Consider the following 19,522-nt stretch of genomic DNA (forward strand, 5'->3'; position numbering starts at 1 on the left):
TCAGCCTGTACCGGCCCTTTCGCGGGTAAACCCGCTCCCACAGGATCACCACAGGCCTGAACACTGTGGGGTCCCTGTGGGAGCGGGTTCACCCGCGAAGAGGCCGGCACAGGCAACCCGAAAACAACAACAAAAACATGGAGCACACCATGAGGCACAAACTCGCCTGCACATTGGCCCTGCTGTTCGCCGCCCCGGTCACCCAGGCCTACGAGCTGTACAACCACGACGGCACCACCCTCAACGCCGACCTCGAAGCCCTGTTCGGCGCCTTCCACAGCGACGAAAGTTTCAACCTGGCCGGCAACCGCAAGCCCGGCAGTACCGCCTGGCAGGAAGGCTACGTCAAATATGGCCTCAGCGGCAGCCAGGCCCTGGCCGACAGCGGCGCGCTCTACGGCGCCTTCAACCTGCTCAGCTCCGCCACCTGGGGCGACGGCGATGCCGCCGGCCTGACCCTGGGTGACGAGCGCCGCACCGCCATCGAAGACCTGTACCTGGGCTGGCGCTCGGCCAACCTGTTCCCGGCCCTGGGCGAAGACGGCGTGGACATTTCCGGCGGCCGCCAGGTGGTGACCCTGGGCGACGGCTTCCTGATCCAGGGCGACCCGGTGAACCTGGGCAAGGTCGACCTGGGCGCCAACTTCGACCGCGGCGGCGCCTACTACCTGGCCGCACGCAAGGCCTTCGACCGCACCGCCGTGCTGCGCCTGGGCGGCAAGCAAGGCTGGCGCAGCGACCTGATGTGGCTGAAGTCCGACAACCACTACCAGGCCGACACCTCGCTGGCGGTGGCCAACCTGGAGCACGTCGCCGACGCGGGCACCGTCGGCCTGAGCTGGATCCGCGGCCTCGACGTGGACCAGCGCTACGCGCAGATCATGGGCCTGGAACACCGCGACGGCATGGACACCGCCAGCCTGCGCGGGCGTGGCAACCTGGGGGTGAAAGACCTGGAGCTGGCCGCCGAGTACGTGACCCAGGACAAAACCGGCGGGCGGGAGAACGCCTGGTACCTGGAAGGCAACTGGACCTTTTCCGAACTGCCCTGGTCCCCCACCGCCACCTACCGCTACAGCCGCTTTTCCGAAGACTTCGACCCGCTGTTCTATGGCCTGAGCCGTGGCTATGGCACCTGGTTCCAGGGTGAGGTGGCAGCCAACTATGCCGGGCCGTTCAACAGCAACAGCCAGGTGCACCACGTGGCGCTGAAGGGCAAGCCACGGGACAACCTGACCGTCGGCGCGCTGTACTTCGACTTCGATACGCTGGACACCGACCAGGGCAACCTGGGCGGGCGGGAGCTGGACCTGTATTTGGAATGGATGGTCAACGACCACCTGCTGATCAGCCCGCTGGTAGGGTTCTACAAGCCGGAACGCAGCGCGGCCAATGGTGGGACGCAGCTGGGCGGGCGGGATACCGGGACCTATATGCAGCTGATCGTCGGGACTTTCTTCTGATTCGAGATCTCGGGGCTGCTGCGCAGCCCATCGCGACACAAGGCCGCTCCTACAGGTACCGCGCTGCCATCAAGGTTTGTGCAGACCTGTGGGAGCGGCCTTGTGTCGCGAAAGGGCCGCAAAGCGGCCCCGGCAATCTCAAACCAAGCCCTGCTCCAACAACCACCGCCGCACCATCATCTGCTGCTCCCCCCTGCGGGAATACCGGGACTGATCGTCGGGACTTTTTTCTGATTCGAAATCCTGGGGCTGCTGCGCAGCCCATCGCGACACAAGGCCGCTCCTACAGGTACCGCGCTGCCATCAAGGTTTGTGCAGACCTGTGGGAGCGGCCTTGTGTCGCGAAAGGGCCGCAAAGCGGCCCCGGCAATCTCAAACCAAGCCCTGCTCCAACAACCACCGCCGCACCATCATCTGCTGCTCCCCCCTGCGGGAATACCGGGACTGATCGTCGGGACTTTTTTCTGATTCGAAATCCTGGGGCTGCTGCGCAGCCCATCGCGACACAAGGCCGCTCCTACAGGTACCGCGCTGCCATCAAGGTTTGTGCAGACCTGTGGGAGCGGCCTTGTGTCGCGAAAGGGCCGCAAAGCGGCCCCGGCAATCTCAAGCCAAGCCCTGCTCCAACAACCACCGCCGCACCATCATCTGCTGCTCCCCTGGCAGGCCTGACAACACTGCCTCGAGAGGTCGGCCGCTACGCAGCCTCCGCACCACCGGCGCCAGCTCCACCCCCTGCAAATGCCACACCCCCAACGGCTGATCCGCCGTCACCACCACCTCGGCCTCATCTACCAGCCCGTCACGCAACACCGGCCGCCGCTCGACCCTCACCGCGCTCCAGTCCGGCGCCACGTGCAATGCCTGCATGTCCGGCCACCCCTGCCGCCGCGCCCAGAACGGCTGCCCCACCCGCCCCTGCTCTTGCCCATAGAAATCCCGCCCGATCCGGGCAAAACGCAAAAACAGCTGTTCGATCCGCTGCTGGTGAAACTGCCGCGCCAACCCGGCCCGCTCGGGCCTGCGCAGCAAGGTATTGATCACCACCGGCGCCTGCAGCGCCGAAGACAGCGACTGGAAGATCCCGTTGCCCGACAGTGGGTCAACGGCCATCGCGGCATCGCCCACGCGTATCCAGTCCTGCCCGACGCACTCACCGGCCAGAATCGCGGTACTGCTGCGCGCATGCACCTCTGCCGGCGCCAATGCCCTGGCATCGAACAGCTCGGCCACCAGCGCGCTGTCGGCTCGCCGCGCCGCGCAATAATCCGCCAACCCGGCCTTGCCCGGCAGCCCTGCGGCGTCCAGGGTGACTTGCCAGTAGCAGCGGCCGTCTTCCAGGCGCGCCATCCACGCCCAGCCATCCGCCAGGCTCTCCACCGCCGACGCGGGCGCCCCGGGGGCGGCCTGCCAGACATTCAGCAAGCTGACCGTCTCCGGCCCGCGCAGTCGGTCGGCAGCCAGCGGGGCCTGGCGGCCTCGGGCTTCGACCAGGAAATCGGCCTGCAGTACCTGCCCGTCATCCAGGCGAATGCCATGACCGACTTCGCGAACCACCTCACGCACCCGCCCCTCGACCACGCTCACACCCGCACGCTGAAGGTCGTCGCGCAGCGCCCGGTCAAACCTTTGCCGATCCAGCAGAAACTCCTGATTCAGGTGCAGCTGCTGGCCGTTCCAGTGCACTTGCCGAGTCGCCGGCATCGCCGCCTGGCTCAACGCCCCGCCAAGGCCGGCGTGGCGCAGACCATCCAGCACCCGCTGCGAAACCCCTTCGACCGCGGCGAACCGGCGCCACTCGGACACCACCGTCACCGCATAGCCCAGCCGCCGCAAGCCAATGGCCGAGGCCGCACCCGCAGGGCCTGCCCCCAGCACCACGATGCGTGGCTCAGCCATGGCCGGCACCTCGTCGCTCGGGACCGGTAAACGCCGCGTGGTGGCGCAACCAATCATGAACCTGCTGGTGGCCCATGCCCGGCTCATCACGCAGCAACGCAGCGATCCTGCCACTCAGGGCCGCACAGCCCAGGCTCGCGCCCGCCCTGCCGCCCGCCCCCACATAACCGCCAAAGTCCGCCTGCCGGGTACCCAGCCAGGACCACTGGCCCGGTGCACAGCGGGCATCGCCGGTAACCCGGATCACCCCGGGGTAGCTGGCCGGGTACACGGGCCCGCCCTGGGCCGGGCTGGAGGCGCACAACAGCACACCCGCGGCCAAAGCCTCGGCACAGGCCTGGTGCAGCACAGGCCGGTCCTGCTGCAGGCCAAGGCTGAGGTTGACCAGCGTAACCCCCGCCTCCACCAGCCACAGCAGCGCGGCCGCCACCTGCAAGGCACTGGTGCTGGCCTGGGCGCCGAAAACCTGGGCCAGCAGCACGGGCACCGGCCCGGCCTCCCGCTGCAAGCCGGCGAGCACCGCGCTACCGTGCCCAAGCTGGTCGGCCAGCATGTCACCTTCGCGCAACTGGCCGTCCTCCAGCCAGAAGCGGCGCGCGCCCAGCAAGGCGCTGGCCTGCTCCGGCGTGCAACCACTGTCGATCACGCCAACACGCACGTCAGTGCCCATGCTTGATCACCTCCTCGGGCAGCACCTGCAACTGGCCGGCGTGCAGCTGCAGGTGCAGGTCGGCATCGGCCAGGGTCGAAGCACGGTGGCTGATCAGGATGCGCGTGCGGCCGGCGAACAACTGGTCGATGGCCGCGATCACTTCGCGCTCGGTAGCTTCGTCCACCGCCGAGGTGGCCTCGTCCAGCACCAGGATCGCCGGCGCCTGCAGCACCGCGCGGGCGATGGCAATGCGTTGTTTCTGCCCGCCCGACAACTGCTGGCCACGCTCACCCAGCAGGCCGTCCAGGCCCAGCGGCAGGCTGTCGACCAGGCTGTCCAGCCGCGCCAGGCGCACCACCCGCTCCAGCTCCTCACGGCTGGCCTCGGGCACGCCGTAGGCCAGGTTCTGTGCCAGGGTGCCGCGGAACAGCACGATATCCTGGCTGACCACCGCAATGCGCCGGCGCAACGCGGCCAGGTCCAGTTCGCGCAGGTCGGTGCCGTCCAGCAGAATGCGCCCGGCGTCCGGGTCGTAGAAGCGCTGCAGCAGGTCGATCAGGGTCGACTTGCCCACCCCCGAGGCACCGCTGATGGCCACCTTCAGGCCTCCCGGCACGCACACCTGCACGTCGTTCAGCACCGCGCCCTGGCGCCCTTCATGGGCAAAGCTCACCCCCTCGAGGCGCAATTCGCCCGGGCCGTCGGGCACCGGCTGCGGGTTGGCTGCCGGGCGCACGGCCACGGCCTCCTGCTTCAGTTCCATCACCCGCCCCAGGCTCACCGCCATGCGCTGCACCGCCACGTACAGGCCCAGCAGGCTCTGCACCGGCCCTACCGCCATGCCCATGTAGGTGGAAAAGGCGATCAGCGCACCCAACTGCCAGGTACCCTGAATCACCCACCAACCGCCGACCAGGAACGCGCAGGCGCGGCACCAGGAGGTCAGCGTGCCGGGGATGGCCTGGGTGAAGAATTCGGTCACCTGTACCTTGAGCAGCTGGCGCATGTAGCCCTGGCCCAACTGGTCCAGGCGCCCCGCCTCGCGGCCTTGCTGGCCGGCGGCCTGGATGAACTTCATCGCCGGCAGGGTTTCGACCAGGAACGACGACACATCCGCCGAGCGTTCGCGCAGGTTGCGTACTTCGCGCTCCACCTTGCGCCGCATCCAGCGCAGCCACAGCACTTCGATCGGCACCAGCAGCGCCAGCAGCAGCGACAGTTGCCACGACAGCATCAGCATCAACACCACCGCGCCTACCAGGCCGATCACCGCCGACACCGCCGAAAACAGCGAATCCACGGCAAAGCGCTGGATTTCCGCCACATCGCCATCCAGCCGCGAAAGGATGTCGCCGATGCGCCGCCGCCCGTAGAACGTCGGCGACAGCTGCTGCAGGTGGCGGTAAAGGTCGTCGCGCAGGGCAAACAGGATGCGCCCCGACAAGCGCGTGTGCAGGTAACGGTTGACCCCGGCCAGCACGGTACCCAGCAGGCCCGCGCCGATCATGATCGCGGCCATGTGCCAGAGGGTCTGGTAGTCCTTGGCCAGCAGCCCCTCGTCGATCAGCGTCTTGACCAGCCAGGGTTGCGCCAGCGCCAGCAACGAGGCGCCCAGCGACAAACCGAGCAACAGGCCGATGGCACGTCGATGGGGGCGCACGAAACCATACAGCCAGGCCAACGCCTGGCGCATGAGCACAGGGTCGCTGGATTCCACCAGCCGGGCGAACAGGCCGCCCACGTCAGCCGCGCAACTGTTTGAGCTTGCGGTACAGCGTCGCTCGGCTGATACCCAGCGCCTCGGCCGCCGCGGACACGTTGCCCTGATGGCGCGCCAAGGCCCCACGGATCAGCTCCAGCTCGTTGTCCTTGAGGCTGCCGGAAGGCGCGGTGCCGCAGGCCAGTTCGTCCAGCAGGCAGTCGGTGAGGTGGTCGAGGGTCAGCACCTGCTCGCCGTCCTCGCGCATGGCCAGCGCGGTGCGCACGACCATTTCCAGCTGGCGGATGTTGCCCGGCCAGTCGAAGCCTTCGAGCAACGCGGTCAGGGCCGGGGCCAAGGTCACGCCCCGGGCATCGGACTTGTCCAGCAGCCCCTGGATGATCGCCGCCAGGTCATCGCGCTCGCGCAGTGCCGGCAGGCGCAGCGACACGCCGTTGACCCGGTAGTAAAGGTCTTCGCGGAAGTGCTGCTCCTGCACCAGGCGCTTGAGGTCGCGGTGCGTGGCACAGATCAATGCCACGTCGATGTCCTGCTCGTCGCCCGCCCCCAGCGGTGCCACTCGCCGTTCCTGCAGTACCCGCAACAAGCGCGCCTGCAGCGCCAGCGGCATGTCGCCGATTTCGTCGAGGAACAGCGTGCCGCCATGGGCCTGCATCAGCCGGCCGACCATGCCGCCCCGGCGCGAACCGGTGAACGCGCCTTCACGGTAGCCGAACAGTTCGGACTCGATCAGCCCTTCGGGGATGGCCGCACAGTTGACGGCCACGAACGGTTTGTCGGCGCGCGGGCTGGCCTGGTGCAGGGCCCGGGCGACGACTTCCTTGCCGGTACCGGTCTCGCCCAGCAGCAGCACCGGCAGGCCATTGCCCAGCCCCTGGCGGGCCATGCGCAGGTTGCGCGCCAGGCGCGGGTCGCCACCGGCCAGGGCGTCGAGCGCCGGCGACTGCTTGCCCGGCGCCGGCTTGCTCACCGGCGTGCTGCCGTTGACCCGGCCGTGGCGCGGCAACTGCAGCGCGCGGAAGTAGAACTCGCCCTTGGCCGTTTGCACACTGCTCACCCCGCCCTGCCACAGGCGGGCGATGAAGGCCGGTGACCGTTCACCCAGCAGGTCGCTGCTGCGCCGGCCCAACAGCTCATGGCGCGGCACCTGCAACAGCTGGCAGGCACTGTCGTTGGCAGCCAGCACTTCACCGTCCAGGCTCAGCGCCAGCAGGCCATGCCAGGCACTGTTGAGGTATTGCGGGCGGCTGTGGAAGGCCAGCACCAATTGCTCCGGGTGGCACAGGCCAAACATACGGCTTTCGATGTTGCCGGCCGCCAGCATCAGCGTCGACAGGCTGTCCTGTGGTTGCGCCATCACCCCTTCACGGGTGATGTCGAGCACGCCGATCACCTCGCCGCGCGGGTCGCGCAGGGGTACCGAAGTGCAGGAGAACGGGCTGAGACGGTCGAGATAGTGTTCGCCGCAGTTGATCAGCGTCGGCCGGCCTTCCACCACTGCCGTGCCGATGGCGTTGGTACCGCGCAATGACTCGCTCCAGCAACTGCCTGGGTGCAGGTCGCGCAGGCCTTCGCGTTGCAGCACGTGCTTCTGCCCTTCGATGGCCAGGACGTTGGCCTGGGCGTCGCCGAGGATGACGATGCCGGCCTTGCCCTGGCGCGCGACCAGGTAGTCCAGTTCCGGGGTAACGGCGTCGACCAGCAGGCGGTTGCGCTCCAGCAGCATGCGCAGGTCGTGGCCCTGCTCCAGGCCCAGGCCGACCTGCTCGCCCTGCAGGCAGTCCAGGCCATGGCCCAGGCTGCGGCGCCAGGAGGCATCGATCTCGTCGCGCAGCATGCCCAGTGGCAGCTCGCCTTCGCTGGCCAGCTTCAGGCGGGCCTGGCGGGATTCGTGCAGCGGGTCGTGGGCGTTTGTTATTAGTTGTCGCGCCATTTTCTACTCCGGCTGTGCCCCGCTAGATGGCGGGGAACGGGCTTGGGAATTTTCCGCAGTGTGCGGGAGAAATCCCTGGCCGTCATCAGGCTGAGGTAGAAGGTGGCATATGGTGACGTTTACGTAAAGGGACACGCAGGAGCACCGCCTTGCTCAAGATCTGAAAGCTTGCGCAAGCTTTGTGGGAGCGGGTTCACCCGCGAAGAGGCCCTCGAGTTCGATCACGGCTGCCGCTTGATTTCAAAAAAGCCCAGGTGCCCGCCAGACACCCGGCACCGCCCCATTCGCGGGTAAACCCGCTCCCACAGGGATGGCATCGCACTTGAGATCACGCGGTACCTGTGGGAGCGGGCATGCCCGCGAACACCGGCAAAGCCGGTGCCATCCACCACGTCGTCTGCTTCGCGGGCGCGCCCGCTCCCACAGGTACTGCGCTGTCTTAGCCACCATAAAACGAAATAACTGGGCATAAGGCCGCTCCTGCAGGAACAGCGTACAACTTGTTCTCAACTACATGGCCAACCCAACAACTAAGAAAAAACACTAAGTTACAAGTTTCAGAAAGTTCCTACTTATAACCAAAAACAACAACACCCTGTTTATTTAAATCCCGCCGCAGGCCGCCTACCCTGCAAGTCCGCCCTCGCCATCAACCTTACCCCAGGCCCAATCTGCACCAAGACTACGGCTGATACCGGAGCAATTCTTAACAAGGGAAAACACGCCATGTACCGACAATCTGATCTGCGCTTCAGCTTTCAACCCTTGGCTGGCGACATTCAATTCGAGGTGATTTCATTCGAACTCGACGAAGCCATCAGCGCACCATTCCAGTTGAAGCTGGAGCTGATCAGTCACGAAGATGAAGTCGACTTCGGTAAGTTGCTCGACAAGCCGGTACTGTTCACGATCTGGCAGCACGAACGCCCACTGCGCTACGTGCACGGCGTGACAAGCAGCTTCAGCCAAGGTGAAACGGGCTTTTATCGCACCCGTTACCATGCCTTGGTCGAGCCCCTCCTGGCCCGCGGCGGGTTGCGTTCGAACTGGCGAATCTTCCAGCAGAAAACCGTGCCGCAGATTCTCGAAATCATGCTCAAGCGCCAGTGCATCCTTCATTTCGAGTTGCACATTTTTGGCGACCATCAGGTGCGCGAGTTCTGCGTACAGGCCGGTGAAACAGACCTCGACTTCATCGCCCGCCTGGCGGATGAAGAGGGTTTCATCTATCGCTTCGAGCACACGCCAAAACAACACCTGCTGGTCATCACCGACCGACTGCTGGCGCTGGGGCAGATCAGCCGAGGCGCGATCAAGAGCGAAGACGACGATGAAGGGCTTCCTGAAGAGGACGACGTCGGCCCCGTCCAGGTGCTGTACCGCGCCAACAGCGGTGGTGATCATCGGGCAAGCGCAAAATCTGCCGTGTAACGTCATGCATAAGGGTAAGTTGACCCTCCCACTGCATACGGTGGGCTACTGCCCGCACGGTCAGCATGTCGAGTCGCTCATCCTGGGTAAGGCCGGGAACCTGGTGGATTGACCACACCGATACGCTTGCGGGGTCGTTCCACCAGCCCAGACCCAGCAAGAAATGGCTCAGCACCAGCAAGCTGTATTCCTTGCCGCAGGTGTAGCCCCTGTTGCTGACCAGGGCCCCCGCATTGGCTACCAGCAGGGGAACATCCTCGGGACGGGTAACGATTGCGACCACGACCGGCAGTGGCGATCACTGGAGCAACTGATGACCCTGCGCGGCATACCGGCTGACGCGCAGCAGTCTTGTTACTGCTGCTATGAGTCGGATGCCAGCCGCCGCTATGCGCTGCCCGCCATCAATCACAAGGAGCTGAACGGGAACGAGATCCTCGCCTACCGCTATTACGGAAAACGGCTACCTCAGCCGTCCGATGACCTGTACAAGCTGCCCCCGTTGCCCCGCAGCCAAGTGCTGATGCATGTGCTCCTGGCGATCGCGTTCGGTCGACACTTTTACCTCAACCCATTGTTCACCCCTTGGGTGAAGTTGCTTGAAGCCACCGACTCTCCCCGAGAGCGCTGCCGGGTGTTGGCAAGTCAATTGGCAGCCCACCAACAAGCACTCAAGGAGCCGAGCCCGCATGGTTGAAGCATCTGCTTTACAAACGCTGGGGCAAGCCGCACTCAACGGGGCGCTGCCTGTTCCACCCGACATTTGCGTACCCTGCTCCCTTCCCGGCGCGCTGTTCTCTCTCGACGGTGGTGACGGCTGCGACCAGCTGCTGGGCATCCCCTCCCAGAACGGCGTCGGCCCTGCCTGGTTTCGCAACAACCCCTGGATCCGCGACCAGGCGCGCAACCACCGCGATACCTTCCTCCAGCAGGTGCTGGAGCATGCCGGCGACACGCTGGGCAATGCCTGGCTGGCTGAGTTTCATGCCTTTGCCGCCAGCGAAAAGCTGCAGTTGGTTTGCATCGACGACGAGATCCGCCTCGACGAACTGCCCCCACCCGTACTCGACCACATGGGCGAGCGCAGCCAGCACGGTTATGCCTTTGCCCTGCACAGCAATTTCTTGTTCACCGACCACAAGATCTATTTCGCCACCTTCACCCATGTGCAGTGGGCCGAGGCGCAACGGGAAGAGTACGTCGACGAGCACGGCACCCAGCGTATCAGCCCGCCCTACACCTGGCACACGCCCAGTGGCCTGTACCCGATCGAACACGCCTGTGAACAGCTGGCCCGGCACTACGCCGAAGCCAAGGCCCGGGCTCGCTTCTGGCAAGGCGTCATTGGCGCGGCCGAATTCGCCCTCGGCGTGCTGGCATTCATACCGGTGGTGCGCGGCATCAAGGGCACCGTATCGCTAGGCCGCTATGCCTTCGTCGCCCTGGAAGCCGCGCTGGCCGCCGATGCCATGGTCGACGGCAGCAGCCGCATGATCACTGGCGAAGGCCTGAGTATCGGCGAGCAGTTCTTCACCGACCTGGCGCGCCTGGCCAACCCCGACACTGCCGAGGCACGTGGCAAGCAGGTATTCATGGCCATCAACCTGGCCCTGCTGCTGCCGGCCGCCATCGGCGGCGCCCGTTGGCTGATGCACAAGTTGCGGCCCGGCAGCATGACCACCGTACGCCTCGACAACGCCGCGCTGTCGCAAGAGGAAGTCCGGCGCCTTGGCAACCGCAGCGCCGGCGAAGTCACCGTACTGGAAACCCGCATCCAGCGACGCCCCCGTGAGGGTGAGCTGCCGGTCACCGCCCGTGAACTGCACTCGGTGGAGCGCAATGCCAGCCTGGTCGCGCTCGATGTGGCTGGCGGCAAGGCCGACTACGCCTACATGGCCACCACCCTGCGCGACCGGCTGGTGGCCATGATTCAGCACTCCATCGGGCCGATGCGCATGGGCGGCAGCCTGACCCGGGTCGTCGCCGATGCCGGCGAAGAAGCCCTGGCGGCGGCCCTGGTCAGCCACTGGAAGGTCAAGCCGGAGAACATCCTCGGCCTGAGCACCCACCCTTCCCGGCCCAGCCAGTTCGGTTTGAAGAACAAGAGCGACCAGGGGATCGACATGCTGGTGTACGTACCACCACCGCCCTCGATGACGGTGCGTAATCCGACGACGCTGGAAATGCGGCATCACATTGATGGGCTGAAGGGGACGGCACCCGTGGAAGAGTTGAAGTTCGAGGCTGGGACGTTGTTAGTGATCGAGGTGAAGACGACTCTAGGGAAAAGCAAGACGCCTGGTTTCATCAGCACCCAGAAAGCAGGAGGCAAAGCCAACCTTCAGCGCATACAGGACTTGATTCGCAGAAAAAGACAAGGATGGGGAGAAGCCCTTACAAAAACTGACCCAGCCTTTATTACAAAGCACCAAGCAATAGAGGACAGTTTGGACTCGCGAAAAGTTTCATTCCTACATGCACAAGTATTCTTTGACTCGAAAGGTCATCCTAACACTATTGTCGGTGACCGAAGCGGAATACAAATTAATCTCTGGAACCAACATGAATAGACAGACAAAAGATCGACTCAAAGTCAGCTTGAAAAAAATACACGAATGGGCGAGAGAGGACCTACTCGTAAGGTGCGACATGCTGACGTCATACATCATGACTGGCGAAACCATCGGTATCGCTTGCAATCAGATATTCAGAATTGGCATGAACAATATTGGAAAAGGCCTACAGCTTGCACCGCAGCACCCATACGGGCCAGCGTCATTGGGTTTCGTTTCTGGCATTACACAGATGTTAATCGCTGAAGCAATCTTAATACAAAAACTTGCGGGCACTAAAGAAAGTAGCACCGGCGATTTAGATGGGACCACTCACCTAATGTTGTGCGCACTGGCTACTGGCCGGTTAGAACTGATTGAGCCCTTTCACCAAGCTATTTTCACGGGTATTCAGAATGGCTACGGTGTCAGCGATGGCCACAACCTGCCAATCGGTACCACCTTACGCTACGCCGCCTTCGGTCTGACCATCATCGGCGACTGGCTGGGCAAACCGCTCGACCTCGACAAACATGCCCTGCCCCGCGACCCAGCCTGGGGTCAATTGGTAGCTCATTGGCGCGAACCTGATCCCGATAAACTGGCGCCTATTCTGGTGGTGGCCTGCGATACCCATGTCCAACGCATCGCCCTGACATCCCGGGAACTCGACTCCGGCAATTTCGAATTCGGCTCCCCCTTCGAGGCCGTCTACCCCGCCGAGATCCTGGCCATTCTCAACCTGCGCCGTTCGCTGGGCCTGCCGAACCCTTCCATCGACCACCCATTGATGAAAACACCCTACGCCAGGCTGACCTGCCCGCCTGGCATGCGCTTCGAGCCGGATGAACTGCTGATGCGCTTCCTGGCTGCCGCCTGCAAATACGATCCTGATGCCGTGCCGGCCGGCCTTTACGAAGCAATCCTGCAAAACAGCGCAAAGGATTGAGCGATGTCCCGACAAGGTGCGATTCGAAAAGGCGATCCCCACAGCGGGGGTGGTCGGATGGGGGAAGGAAGCGGAGTTCTTGTCAACGGGCGGCAACAATGCGTTCTCGGAGATCGTGCGCCATGCGCGCTTCATGGAGGGACATTTGCGTTGGTCTCTGGCGGTGACGGTAGTGTCTTGTTCAACGGTATTTCGTTAGTGTTCGAGCCTGCAGAGCTTGCTTGTGGGTGCAAGGTTTCATCTACCTGTTCGGGACCTTATGCCAAAGAGGGCTGAACGACCTGAAGATCGTGGTTTCATGCATCGACCTCTTCGCGGGCTTGCACGATTTGAACAGCGCACGCGTTGTCTGTTTCGCGGGCGCTCCCGCCTTCACAGGTACTGCGCGGGCTTCGAGTTGGCGCTGTACCTGTGGGAGCGGGTTCACCCGCGAAGGGGCCCTCGAGGTCAGTCACGGCTGCCGCTTGAGTCCGACAAAGCCCAAACGCCAGTTAGACACCTGGCACCGTCTTCCGCCCAACCAGTTGCTGTCTCTCCACCCCATCCAGCAACGCCTCCACCACCGCCTTGGCCGAATCCAGCCCATGGTCGTTGCTCAACAACAGATCACGACAGGTCCCCTTGGCCAGTTCCAGTGCCTTGAGATTGGTCGCAAACGCCCCTTTGAGCAGCGTGGACAGATGCACCAGCGCATCTTCGTAGTCCACCCCTGAACGCACGGCAAACAACGGTGGATGGCTGCATTCGCACGTGGAGAAACTGGAGGACGCCGTGGTGGCGCGTACGGGAGGATCGGGTAAGCCTTTTGTCATTGTGTCGCTCCTTGATTCACTGGAGCCGCCACAAATCGCTACCAAACGAGATGGTGACGGCTGTACGCAGGTTGGTAGACCGGGAATCAAGGAAACCGGCGCGCACGGAGGCGCCCTACGCACAGCCGCCATAAAACGAAACAGCCGGGCACAAAAAAGGGCCAACTGTATCGCAGAGCGGGCGCTTGTGCGCCTTGATTGATCGCGGGCTACCAAACCCGGCTGCTGGACTTACAGCAGCGGGCAAAGACTACCGGTGTCGGGGAAGCGTTTCAAGCGAAGGGAATGTGCAGTAACACTTCCATTGCCGCCTCTCACTCATCACCGGCCGGCCAATCAGCAGTGATCACCATGTTGTGTCGCCTGCACCGGCCTCTTCGCGGGTAAACCCGCTCCCACAGGGACGGTGTCGCACTTGAGATTACGCGGTACCTGTGGGAGCGGGCATGCCCGCGAACACCGGCAAAGCCGGTGCCATCCACCGCGTCGCCTGCTTCGCGGGCGCGCCCGCTCCTAGAGGTACTGCGCAGGCTTCGAGTTGACGCTGAACCTGTGGGAGCGGGCTCACCCGCGAAGAGGCCCTTTTACTTTCCCTCAAATGCTCAGCACTCATGGGGCTGAACATTCAGAAGCCTGGTCACTGGCACCGCTTGCCAATTTATAGAGGCCATCGAAAGTGCTTTCGCGCAGTCGCGATGAAATACCAGTGCCATGTACAACCCCGGCGACCCAATCGCTGTCTTCTTCCACAATTCTGAAACCGCTTCCGCTGCTGCCAGACATGGTCGCGCAATTAGGTGTGCTTATACCGCTCGTATGCACTATGGGTTCCAGCCTTGACAAGCATCTTTGCATTTCACCGCCACTGTAGTATACCCCGGGGTAACTCCAGATCTCGCCGTTAGGTAATTTTTCCTCCGCTTCCGATATATATGGCTTGCTCGCACCACCAAGCTTGGACTGCAACGACATGCCTTGCTGAGGAAAGACACTGACAATTGCCAGGTCGCTATCTACGCTTGAATAGGCGTCTTCAACCGGAATGTATTTATAGTGAACAGGCCAGCGTCCCAAGGGCGCGCGCTGAGACTCTGCTGCTGTGCCATCATAACTTGGTACAAAAAGTGCCATGCCCTTCCAGTTGCATCCCCTCTCGACAACGCAATGCGCGGCAGTAAGCACCAGGTCACCCTTCGGAGAGTCAAGCACCGTGGCCGAGCAGTGCTGGGGCACGCCGTCTGTGGAAACGTAGAACAGAACTCCCGCACGACGACCCAGTTTGTCTGTATGTGCTTGAGTTACCTCGATGAAGCCAAATCTATCCCCGTCTTTTGTTAGCACCTCATTGACTGGATTGGCTGGGCCACCGAACGCTGACTCGGCCAATTTCATGTTTTCCGGCGTCCAGAAAGCCAATACCGTCGCTTCGTCTTGTTCCGGGCTTCGGATTGGCGCGCAAACACCCAGCTCGGCAAACAAAAAAGCAGCGGATGTCACGAAGGTGGTCAGTAAACGCTTCATTTTTCGATCCCGAGCCAATTCTGGTTGAAACACAACTGAATCAGACTCAGTTAAATATGACAGCTGTCAAAAATGTCAGTAGCGACGCAATCCGCAAGCTGCTAAAACGGGTAGAAGCATTTTGTCCCACTCCACGCAACCATTGCCGTAACGTGAATCCGTACGACCATGATCCAGGCCGACCTTGAGTTGGTGTTCGGTGAATCAATCTGACCTCCAAGCCCGAGGCCAGCGCTGTCCCTGTGGGAGCGGGTTCACCCGCGAAGAGGCCCTCGAAGCCAATCACGGTTGCTGATTCTGGCACCGGTTCGTTGGTTGCGCAGGTTCGACGCCACTGAAAGTATGTCAACTATCAAAACTGCCAGTAGCACATCACGAATTTTCAGATCACATTACCCCAAACTCCAAAACCGGATAGTCCAGATGTTCAACCAAGACCATCTACTCTACTTTTACATGGGTGCGCACTTACAACATGTGATGACAAGCTTGGGCAGCACGACGTGCATCCGCAATGGGTCTGTGGTAGTGGCCGAATCTTTATACGAAACCGGTCGGGCAGCTACCACACTCGTCGGTTCAGACATGGCCAACTCTCCCATAACAGGCAGTGTGCGTTGCACCCCTATACAGCAGGTTTTCACTCCGTACGGTTACAACCGACAGGCAGCCCCCCCTCTCACATCAACAGGTTTTACCGGGCAACCCAGGACATCAGCTGCTCCAATGTACCTGATGGGAAATGGATACCGTGCCTATATTACCATTCTGATGCGCCTTTGCTCACCTGACGCACTAAGCCCATTTGCGGCGGGCGGGATCAATGCTTACGCCTACTGCGGTAATGACCCCATAAACTATTCAGATCAATCGGGCCGCACCCGAAAAAAAAATATGAGCACGCCCACCCTGCGTGCTCCTCAAAAAACAATAGAAAAGAAACACAAACCAACACCAAGAACGAATGAAAAATTCGACACGGAGTTCGAGCTTGTCAAAGACCTCATGACCAGGAAGCGCCCTTCAGATGCCGGTAAAGTAGACCGCGCAGGGCAATTAGACCCAACCGCCGCTCCAGAGCTAACAGCCGAGCAAATAGAGCAGGTATTCAACCCACCTGTCAGTCACGCCCACATTCGTAGGACACCCTCAGAACCCTTCACGCATGTCGATGTAAGTGCCATGAGAGAATGGCATGAAAAATCAAAAAAAACGCAAATCACATCTAAAGAACTTAACACATGGTCAACAGCTCGGGCACTCGATCTAAAACCCGAAGTACTCCTAATAACAGAGGGCATTCCCCCCAAGCGCGCTCACACAGTACATGGCACCCTATCACAGCAGGTATTATTGCTTCGAGAAACAATAAATCGCTGATAACCGCTGCTCAATAGGAACCGTTGGTACCCGTTGGCCATGGCCGAAGCGCTCCGGCATATCTCGCCACGCAGCGCCGGGACAGAGTACCCAGAGCACGCCATCAAGCATCAGGCGGTCGCTCAGGCGGGGCTGCCCCCGGCGCTGGTTTCAGTGAGGAGGTCGGCGACCAAAGTCCAGGTCTCGTCCGAAAGTTCTTTTGGCCGGGAACCTGCAGAATTTAAGCTTCCGAAGGGCGCCGCTTGAGTTTCTCGGGATTTCGTACAGAGCCTAGAACGGGTAGAAGCATTTTGTCCCGCTCCATGCAAACATTGTCGTAACTTGAATCCGCACGACCATGATCCAGCCCGACCTTGAATTGGCGTTCAGCGGACCAATCTGACCTCCAAGCCCGATGCCAGCGCTGTCCCTGTGAGAGATTGCCCAGCCCTTGGGACTGCGCTGTCGCACAGGGAACAATGTTCGAAAGCGTGTCACCTTCCCTTGTGGGAGCGGGCGTGCCCGCGAAGCGGCCAACGCGGTGTATGGCACCGGCTCCGCCGGTGTTCGCGGGCACGCCCGCTCCCACAGAACCGTGCTAAATCAATGATTTATGTGTTGCCCTGTGAGAGCGGGTTCACCCGCGAAGAGGCCCTCAAGCTCAATCAGGCTGCTGATTCTGGCTCAGGTACTTGTCCACCGTAGCCTGCCCTTCCCCCGCATCCCCCGCCACCTGCCACAGCCGCCGCTCGATCCCCTGCGCCAGCAAGTGCCCCACTGCCGCCTCAATCGCCGACAGCACGCACAGCTGCGCCGGTTCGTTGGTGGTGTACCCCACCTCGGCCTCGAGCAGCTTCTTGAACTCGATGAACTTGAACACCCCCGCACTGCGCCCAACCGAATAGATGGTCTTGCTGGTCATCACGTTGGCCAGCACCTGCCCGGTGCGCACGTCCACCGCGCGCAGGTTCACGGTCACCTGGTCGACCCGGTACTCGCGGGAGATGTCTATACCCAGGTAGCGCGCCCCCTCGCCGCCGCTGCGCACGTTGGTGTCGTAGGCAATGATGCCGCCCTCCAGCATCAGGTTGGCGGCCTGCAGCGGTGGCAGCTCGCCCATGATGTTTTCCGGCACGTCGGGCTTTTTCTGCGAAGCACGGATGATCTTGCGCTCGGTCAGCAGGTTCTGCAGGCCTTCACGCTCCAGCACCACGAACCAGCCGCTGGCGTTCAGGGCGTCCATCAGCATGCTTGCCGCGCCCTGGGTGACGCTGGTGGAGAACGAGCTGGCCGGGGTCGGCTTGTACTGCCCGGTCTGGTCGCGGAAACCATACACCACCGCCATCAACCGGCCCTTGGGCCGTGGCATGTTGATCAGGTCGTAGTAGGTCGAGGCACGCGGGGTCAGGGTCGGGGTTTCCGAGTCCTGTTCGGCGGGCATCGGTTCGCGCAGGCCACAACCGTGCAGACCCAGGGCGGTGAGGATCAGCAGCGTGCTCAGCAGACGTTTCATGGTGTTCTCTCCCCAACAAATAGCCTTGCCCCCTCAAGGGTTCAGGCCGCTGACCTCAATGATCGAAATTTCTCCTGTGGCGCGATCGGTGACCTTGATACTCAAGGCCCCGGAATCGTCGATGACGTCGATGAGAAACGCATCGGTCGCCATGCTGCCGGTGTTGCCGTTACTGATGTTGTCCAGCAACTGCGACAACATCCGCGACTCCAGCTGGTTGCTGAAGCGCTCCAGGGCCGTGGTGCCGGTAAAGGCCGAGGAACGGTCCTTGAGGTCGGGGTCGTCGTAGTCGTTCTGCGCCTGGGCGTTGTTCAGCAGCCAGGTGCCATTGAGCGGGTTGCCGCCAAAGGCCGGGTTGACCGGGGTGTACACCAGCTCGGTGGCCTGGGCGGCACATGCGCTGGCAAACAGGCAGGCGGCGATGCAACGGGGTATGTGGTACTTCATAGCTCGTCCCTCTCCAGATCGGTGGTGTCCTGCAGCAGGCGTTGCAACTTGCGTTGGATGATTTGTTGCTTGACCAGGTCGGCTGCTGCAACGGCCTCGTCCTTGAGCTCGGTGGTGTTCGGCGGCAGGAAGCGGCGGTACACCACCTCACGCTCGAATTCCACGGTGACCAGGCTGCCCCAACGGGCATCCGGGCGTTCGCGCACCACCAGGTTGAAATCAAGCCGGCTGGTGGCGCGCAGGCGGTCGGCGAAGTAGTAGTAAAAGTCGTGGCCGATGTGCGAGATGGTGTTGTCGACGATGAAGCCTTGCATCTCGTCCTCGTCCCCGGCCCTGGCCGAGGTGGCCAGCACTGCCACCAGCAGCAGGCCCAGGCACAGCGCGGCCAGGCGGCTCACGGCGTGTCTCCCGGGCCGGCATGGGTCTGCACACCACCGGCACTTTCGGTAAAGGCCTGCTCGGCGACGAACTGCCAGTCGCTGTAATGTTCCAGCCCATCGAAACCGCTCCATTCGGCGCTGAAGCCACTGCGCTTGAACGGGGTGGCGTCCGAGCGGCTGTGCACGCCGGTGATGCGGCCATCGATCGAGCGCAGCAGGCCCCAATCGTCACTGTTGGTGATGGGGTCTGGGTACAGCCGGCGAATGTGCCGCCTGGCCTGCGGGAAGCGGTTGTCCTGCAGCAGGTCGGCCAGTTCCTGCGGATACTGGGCCAGCCCCGGCGAGGCGCGGTAGTAGCTGCGCAGGGCCTGGGCATACTGGCTGCCCACCCACAACAGCTGGCGTTCGCGGTCACGCTGGGCAGCACTGGCCCAGAGCGTGCCGGTGGCGGCCAGGGCCACGCTGCTGACCGCAATCAGCAGCAACACGCCCAGGTAGGTGAAGCCGGCGTCGGCCTTACCATTCCGCGAACAGGCTGCCATCGCGCGCCCTCCCTGTGGCACCGCTCTTGATATCGGCCACGCCGCCGGCCACGCCTTCGGGCGGTGGCACCAGCTGCCAGGCATCGCTGCGCTCGGTGATCGGGTCGACCGGGGTGTTGCGCAGGTAACGCTGTTCCACCAACTGCTCCAGCGAGTCGGGGTAGTGGCCGGTGTCGCCGTAGTAGTGGTCCAGCGCCTCGCGCAGCACCGCCAGGCTCTGGCGCAGGGTGGCTTCGCGGGAGCTTTCCAGGCTGTTGAAGTAGCGCGGCATGGCAATGGTCATCAGCGTGGCGATGATCGCCAGCACCACCAGCAGTTCGATCAGGGTGAAGCCTTTGCTGCGTTTCAT

17 protein-coding genes and 2 pseudogenes are annotated in these 19,522 nt (G+C 62.6%); 7 read left to right on the forward strand and 12 right to left on the reverse strand.

What is annotated here, in order from left to right:
• Positions 1–149 precede the first annotated feature (149 nt).
• Positions 150–1,463, forward strand: coding sequence for a hypothetical protein (locus tag CAG00_RS24520; RefSeq protein ID WP_085665544.1), 1,314 nt, complete (start codon positions 150–152; stop codon positions 1,461–1,463).
• A 606-nt stretch (positions 1,464–2,069) separates the two neighbouring features.
• On the opposite strand, the gene CAG00_RS24525 is transcribed toward CAG00_RS24520, so the two are convergent.
• From CAG00_RS24525 to CAG00_RS24540, 4 genes are read right to left on the reverse strand one after another with little or no spacing between them, the layout of a single operon-like run.
• Positions 2,070–3,362, reverse strand: a complete 1,293-nt coding sequence (locus tag CAG00_RS24525; RefSeq protein ID WP_085665545.1) for an NAD(P)/FAD-dependent oxidoreductase — start codon at positions 3,360–3,362, stop codon at positions 2,070–2,072.
• On the reverse strand, positions 3,355–4,032 hold the full coding sequence (locus CAG00_RS24530) for a peptidase S8 and S53 subtilisin kexin sedolisin (protein ID WP_085665546.1): 678 nt from the start codon (positions 4,030–4,032) through the stop codon (positions 3,355–3,357). Before CAG00_RS24530 ends, CAG00_RS24525 begins: the two co-directional genes overlap by 8 nt.
• Positions 4,022–5,755 carry an ABC transporter ATP-binding protein gene (locus CAG00_RS24535; protein WP_085665547.1) on the reverse strand — a complete coding sequence of 578 codons (1,734 nt, stop codon included), beginning with the start codon at positions 5,753–5,755 and terminating at the stop codon, positions 4,022–4,024. Before CAG00_RS24535 ends, CAG00_RS24530 begins: the two co-directional genes overlap by 11 nt.
• Before the next feature lies 1 nt (position 5,756).
• Positions 5,757–7,667 (reverse strand): sigma-54-dependent Fis family transcriptional regulator, encoded by a 1,911-nt coding sequence (locus tag CAG00_RS24540; protein WP_085665548.1) that lies wholly within the window; start codon positions 7,665–7,667, stop codon positions 5,757–5,759.
• A 726-nt stretch (positions 7,668–8,393) separates the two neighbouring features.
• Here CAG00_RS24540 and CAG00_RS24545 point away from each other — a divergent pair.
• The 5 genes and pseudogenes from CAG00_RS24545 to CAG00_RS24570 all read left to right on the forward strand — a co-directional run.
• Positions 8,394–9,068, forward strand: a pseudogene (locus CAG00_RS24545) (type VI secretion system Vgr family protein); the annotation flags it as partial.
• A gap of 343 nt (positions 9,069–9,411) precedes the next feature.
• Positions 9,412–9,795, forward strand: coding sequence for a hypothetical protein (locus CAG00_RS24555; protein ID WP_176240914.1), 384 nt, complete (start codon positions 9,412–9,414; stop codon positions 9,793–9,795).
• Positions 9,788–11,668, forward strand: coding sequence for a hypothetical protein (locus CAG00_RS29165; protein WP_256579147.1), 1,881 nt, complete (start codon positions 9,788–9,790; stop codon positions 11,666–11,668). The genes CAG00_RS24555 and CAG00_RS29165 overlap by 8 nt, the downstream gene beginning before the upstream one ends.
• A 79-nt stretch (positions 11,669–11,747) precedes the next feature.
• Complete coding sequence (locus CAG00_RS24565; protein ID WP_238066407.1) at positions 11,748–12,599, forward strand: hypothetical protein; 852 nt, start codon at positions 11,748–11,750, stop codon at positions 12,597–12,599.
• Between the two features lie 3 nt (positions 12,600–12,602).
• Complete coding sequence (locus CAG00_RS24570; protein ID WP_080604882.1) at positions 12,603–12,875, forward strand: PAAR domain-containing protein; 273 nt, start codon at positions 12,603–12,605, stop codon at positions 12,873–12,875.
• A gap of 215 nt (positions 12,876–13,090) precedes the next feature.
• Here CAG00_RS24570 and CAG00_RS24575 read toward each other — a convergent pair whose 3' ends face one another.
• Together CAG00_RS24575 and CAG00_RS28580 are read right to left on the reverse strand one after the other, a co-directional pair.
• Complete coding sequence (locus CAG00_RS24575; RefSeq protein ID WP_015270586.1) at positions 13,091–13,327, reverse strand: hypothetical protein; 237 nt, start codon at positions 13,325–13,327, stop codon at positions 13,091–13,093.
• A gap of 693 nt (positions 13,328–14,020) precedes the next feature.
• Positions 14,021–14,932 (reverse strand): serine protease, encoded by a 912-nt coding sequence (locus CAG00_RS28580; RefSeq protein ID WP_139832833.1) that lies wholly within the window; start codon positions 14,930–14,932, stop codon positions 14,021–14,023.
• Positions 14,933–15,355: 423 nt separating this feature from the next.
• On the opposite strand from CAG00_RS28580, the gene CAG00_RS24585 reads away from it, so the two are divergent.
• The gene (locus tag CAG00_RS24585; protein ID WP_139832834.1) at positions 15,356–16,312 is read left to right on the forward strand and encodes an RHS repeat-associated core domain-containing protein; all 957 of its coding nucleotides are present in this window, start codon (positions 15,356–15,358) and stop codon (positions 16,310–16,312) included.
• 42 nt (positions 16,313–16,354) lie between these two features.
• On the opposite strand, the pseudogene CAG00_RS29170 reads toward CAG00_RS24585, so the two are convergent.
• From CAG00_RS29170 to CAG00_RS24615, 6 genes and pseudogenes are all read right to left on the reverse strand, one after another.
• A pseudogene (locus CAG00_RS29170) lies at positions 16,355–16,485 on the reverse strand (transposase); the annotation flags it as partial.
• A gap of 467 nt (positions 16,486–16,952) precedes the next feature.
• A complete protein-coding gene (locus CAG00_RS24595) occupies positions 16,953–17,804 on the reverse strand; it encodes a CsgG/HfaB family protein (RefSeq protein WP_085615427.1) in 852 nt (283 codons plus the stop codon).
• A 33-nt stretch (positions 17,805–17,837) separates the two neighbouring features.
• On the reverse strand, positions 17,838–18,251 hold the full coding sequence (locus tag CAG00_RS24600; RefSeq protein WP_025339362.1) for a curli assembly protein CsgF: 414 nt from the start codon (positions 18,249–18,251) through the stop codon (positions 17,838–17,840).
• Positions 18,248–18,649, reverse strand: a complete 402-nt coding sequence (gene csgE, locus CAG00_RS24605) for a curli production assembly/transport protein CsgE (protein ID WP_013972855.1) — start codon at positions 18,647–18,649, stop codon at positions 18,248–18,250. The genes CAG00_RS24600 and csgE overlap by 4 nt, the downstream gene beginning before the upstream one ends.
• Positions 18,646–19,173: a type II secretion system protein gene (locus tag CAG00_RS24610; protein WP_013972856.1), complete on the reverse strand. Its 528-nt coding sequence runs from the start codon at positions 19,171–19,173 to the stop codon at positions 18,646–18,648. The genes csgE and CAG00_RS24610 overlap by 4 nt, the downstream gene beginning before the upstream one ends.
• The gene (locus tag CAG00_RS24615) at positions 19,148–19,522 is read right to left on the reverse strand and encodes a type II secretion system protein (protein WP_013972857.1); all 375 of its coding nucleotides are present in this window, start codon (positions 19,520–19,522) and stop codon (positions 19,148–19,150) included. Before CAG00_RS24615 ends, CAG00_RS24610 begins: the two co-directional genes overlap by 26 nt.

This window comes from Pseudomonas sp. B5(2017), from assembly GCF_002112825.1.
In the GTDB taxonomy this organism is placed as follows: Bacteria; Pseudomonadota; Gammaproteobacteria; order Pseudomonadales; family Pseudomonadaceae; genus Aquipseudomonas; species Aquipseudomonas putida_Z.

Bases quoted from the DNA above. Each gene is read 5' to 3' on its own strand.
- CAG00_RS24520 (WP_085665544.1), top strand. From the start codon at position 150: ATGAGGCACAAACTCGCCTGCACATTGGCCCTGCTGTTCGCCGCCCCG.
- CAG00_RS24525 (WP_085665545.1), bottom strand. From the start codon at position 3,362: ATGGCTGAGCCACGCATCGTGGTGCTGGGGGCAGGCCCTGCGGGTGCG.
- CAG00_RS24530 (WP_085665546.1), bottom strand. From the start codon at position 4,032: ATGGGCACTGACGTGCGTGTTGGCGTGATCGACAGTGGTTGCACGCCG.
- CAG00_RS24540 (WP_085665548.1), bottom strand. From the start codon at position 7,667: ATGGCGCGACAACTAATAACAAACGCCCACGACCCGCTGCACGAATCC.
- CAG00_RS24555 (WP_176240914.1), top strand. From the start codon at position 9,412: ATGACCCTGCGCGGCATACCGGCTGACGCGCAGCAGTCTTGTTACTGC.
- CAG00_RS29165 (WP_256579147.1), top strand. From the start codon at position 9,788: ATGGTTGAAGCATCTGCTTTACAAACGCTGGGGCAAGCCGCACTCAAC.
- CAG00_RS24565 (WP_238066407.1), top strand. From the start codon at position 11,748: ATGCTGACGTCATACATCATGACTGGCGAAACCATCGGTATCGCTTGC.
- CAG00_RS24570 (WP_080604882.1), top strand. From the start codon at position 12,603: ATGTCCCGACAAGGTGCGATTCGAAAAGGCGATCCCCACAGCGGGGGT.
- CAG00_RS28580 (WP_139832833.1), bottom strand. From the start codon at position 14,932: ATGAAGCGTTTACTGACCACCTTCGTGACATCCGCTGCTTTTTTGTTT.
- CAG00_RS24585 (WP_139832834.1), top strand. From the start codon at position 15,356: ATGTTCAACCAAGACCATCTACTCTACTTTTACATGGGTGCGCACTTA.
- CAG00_RS24595 (WP_085615427.1), bottom strand. From the start codon at position 17,804: ATGAAACGTCTGCTGAGCACGCTGCTGATCCTCACCGCCCTGGGTCTG.
- CAG00_RS24600 (WP_025339362.1), bottom strand. From the start codon at position 18,251: ATGAAGTACCACATACCCCGTTGCATCGCCGCCTGCCTGTTTGCCAGC.
- CAG00_RS24610 (WP_013972856.1), bottom strand. From the start codon at position 19,173: ATGGCAGCCTGTTCGCGGAATGGTAAGGCCGACGCCGGCTTCACCTAC.
- CAG00_RS24615 (WP_013972857.1), bottom strand. From the start codon at position 19,522: ATGAAACGCAGCAAAGGCTTCACCCTGATCGAACTGCTGGTGGTGCTG.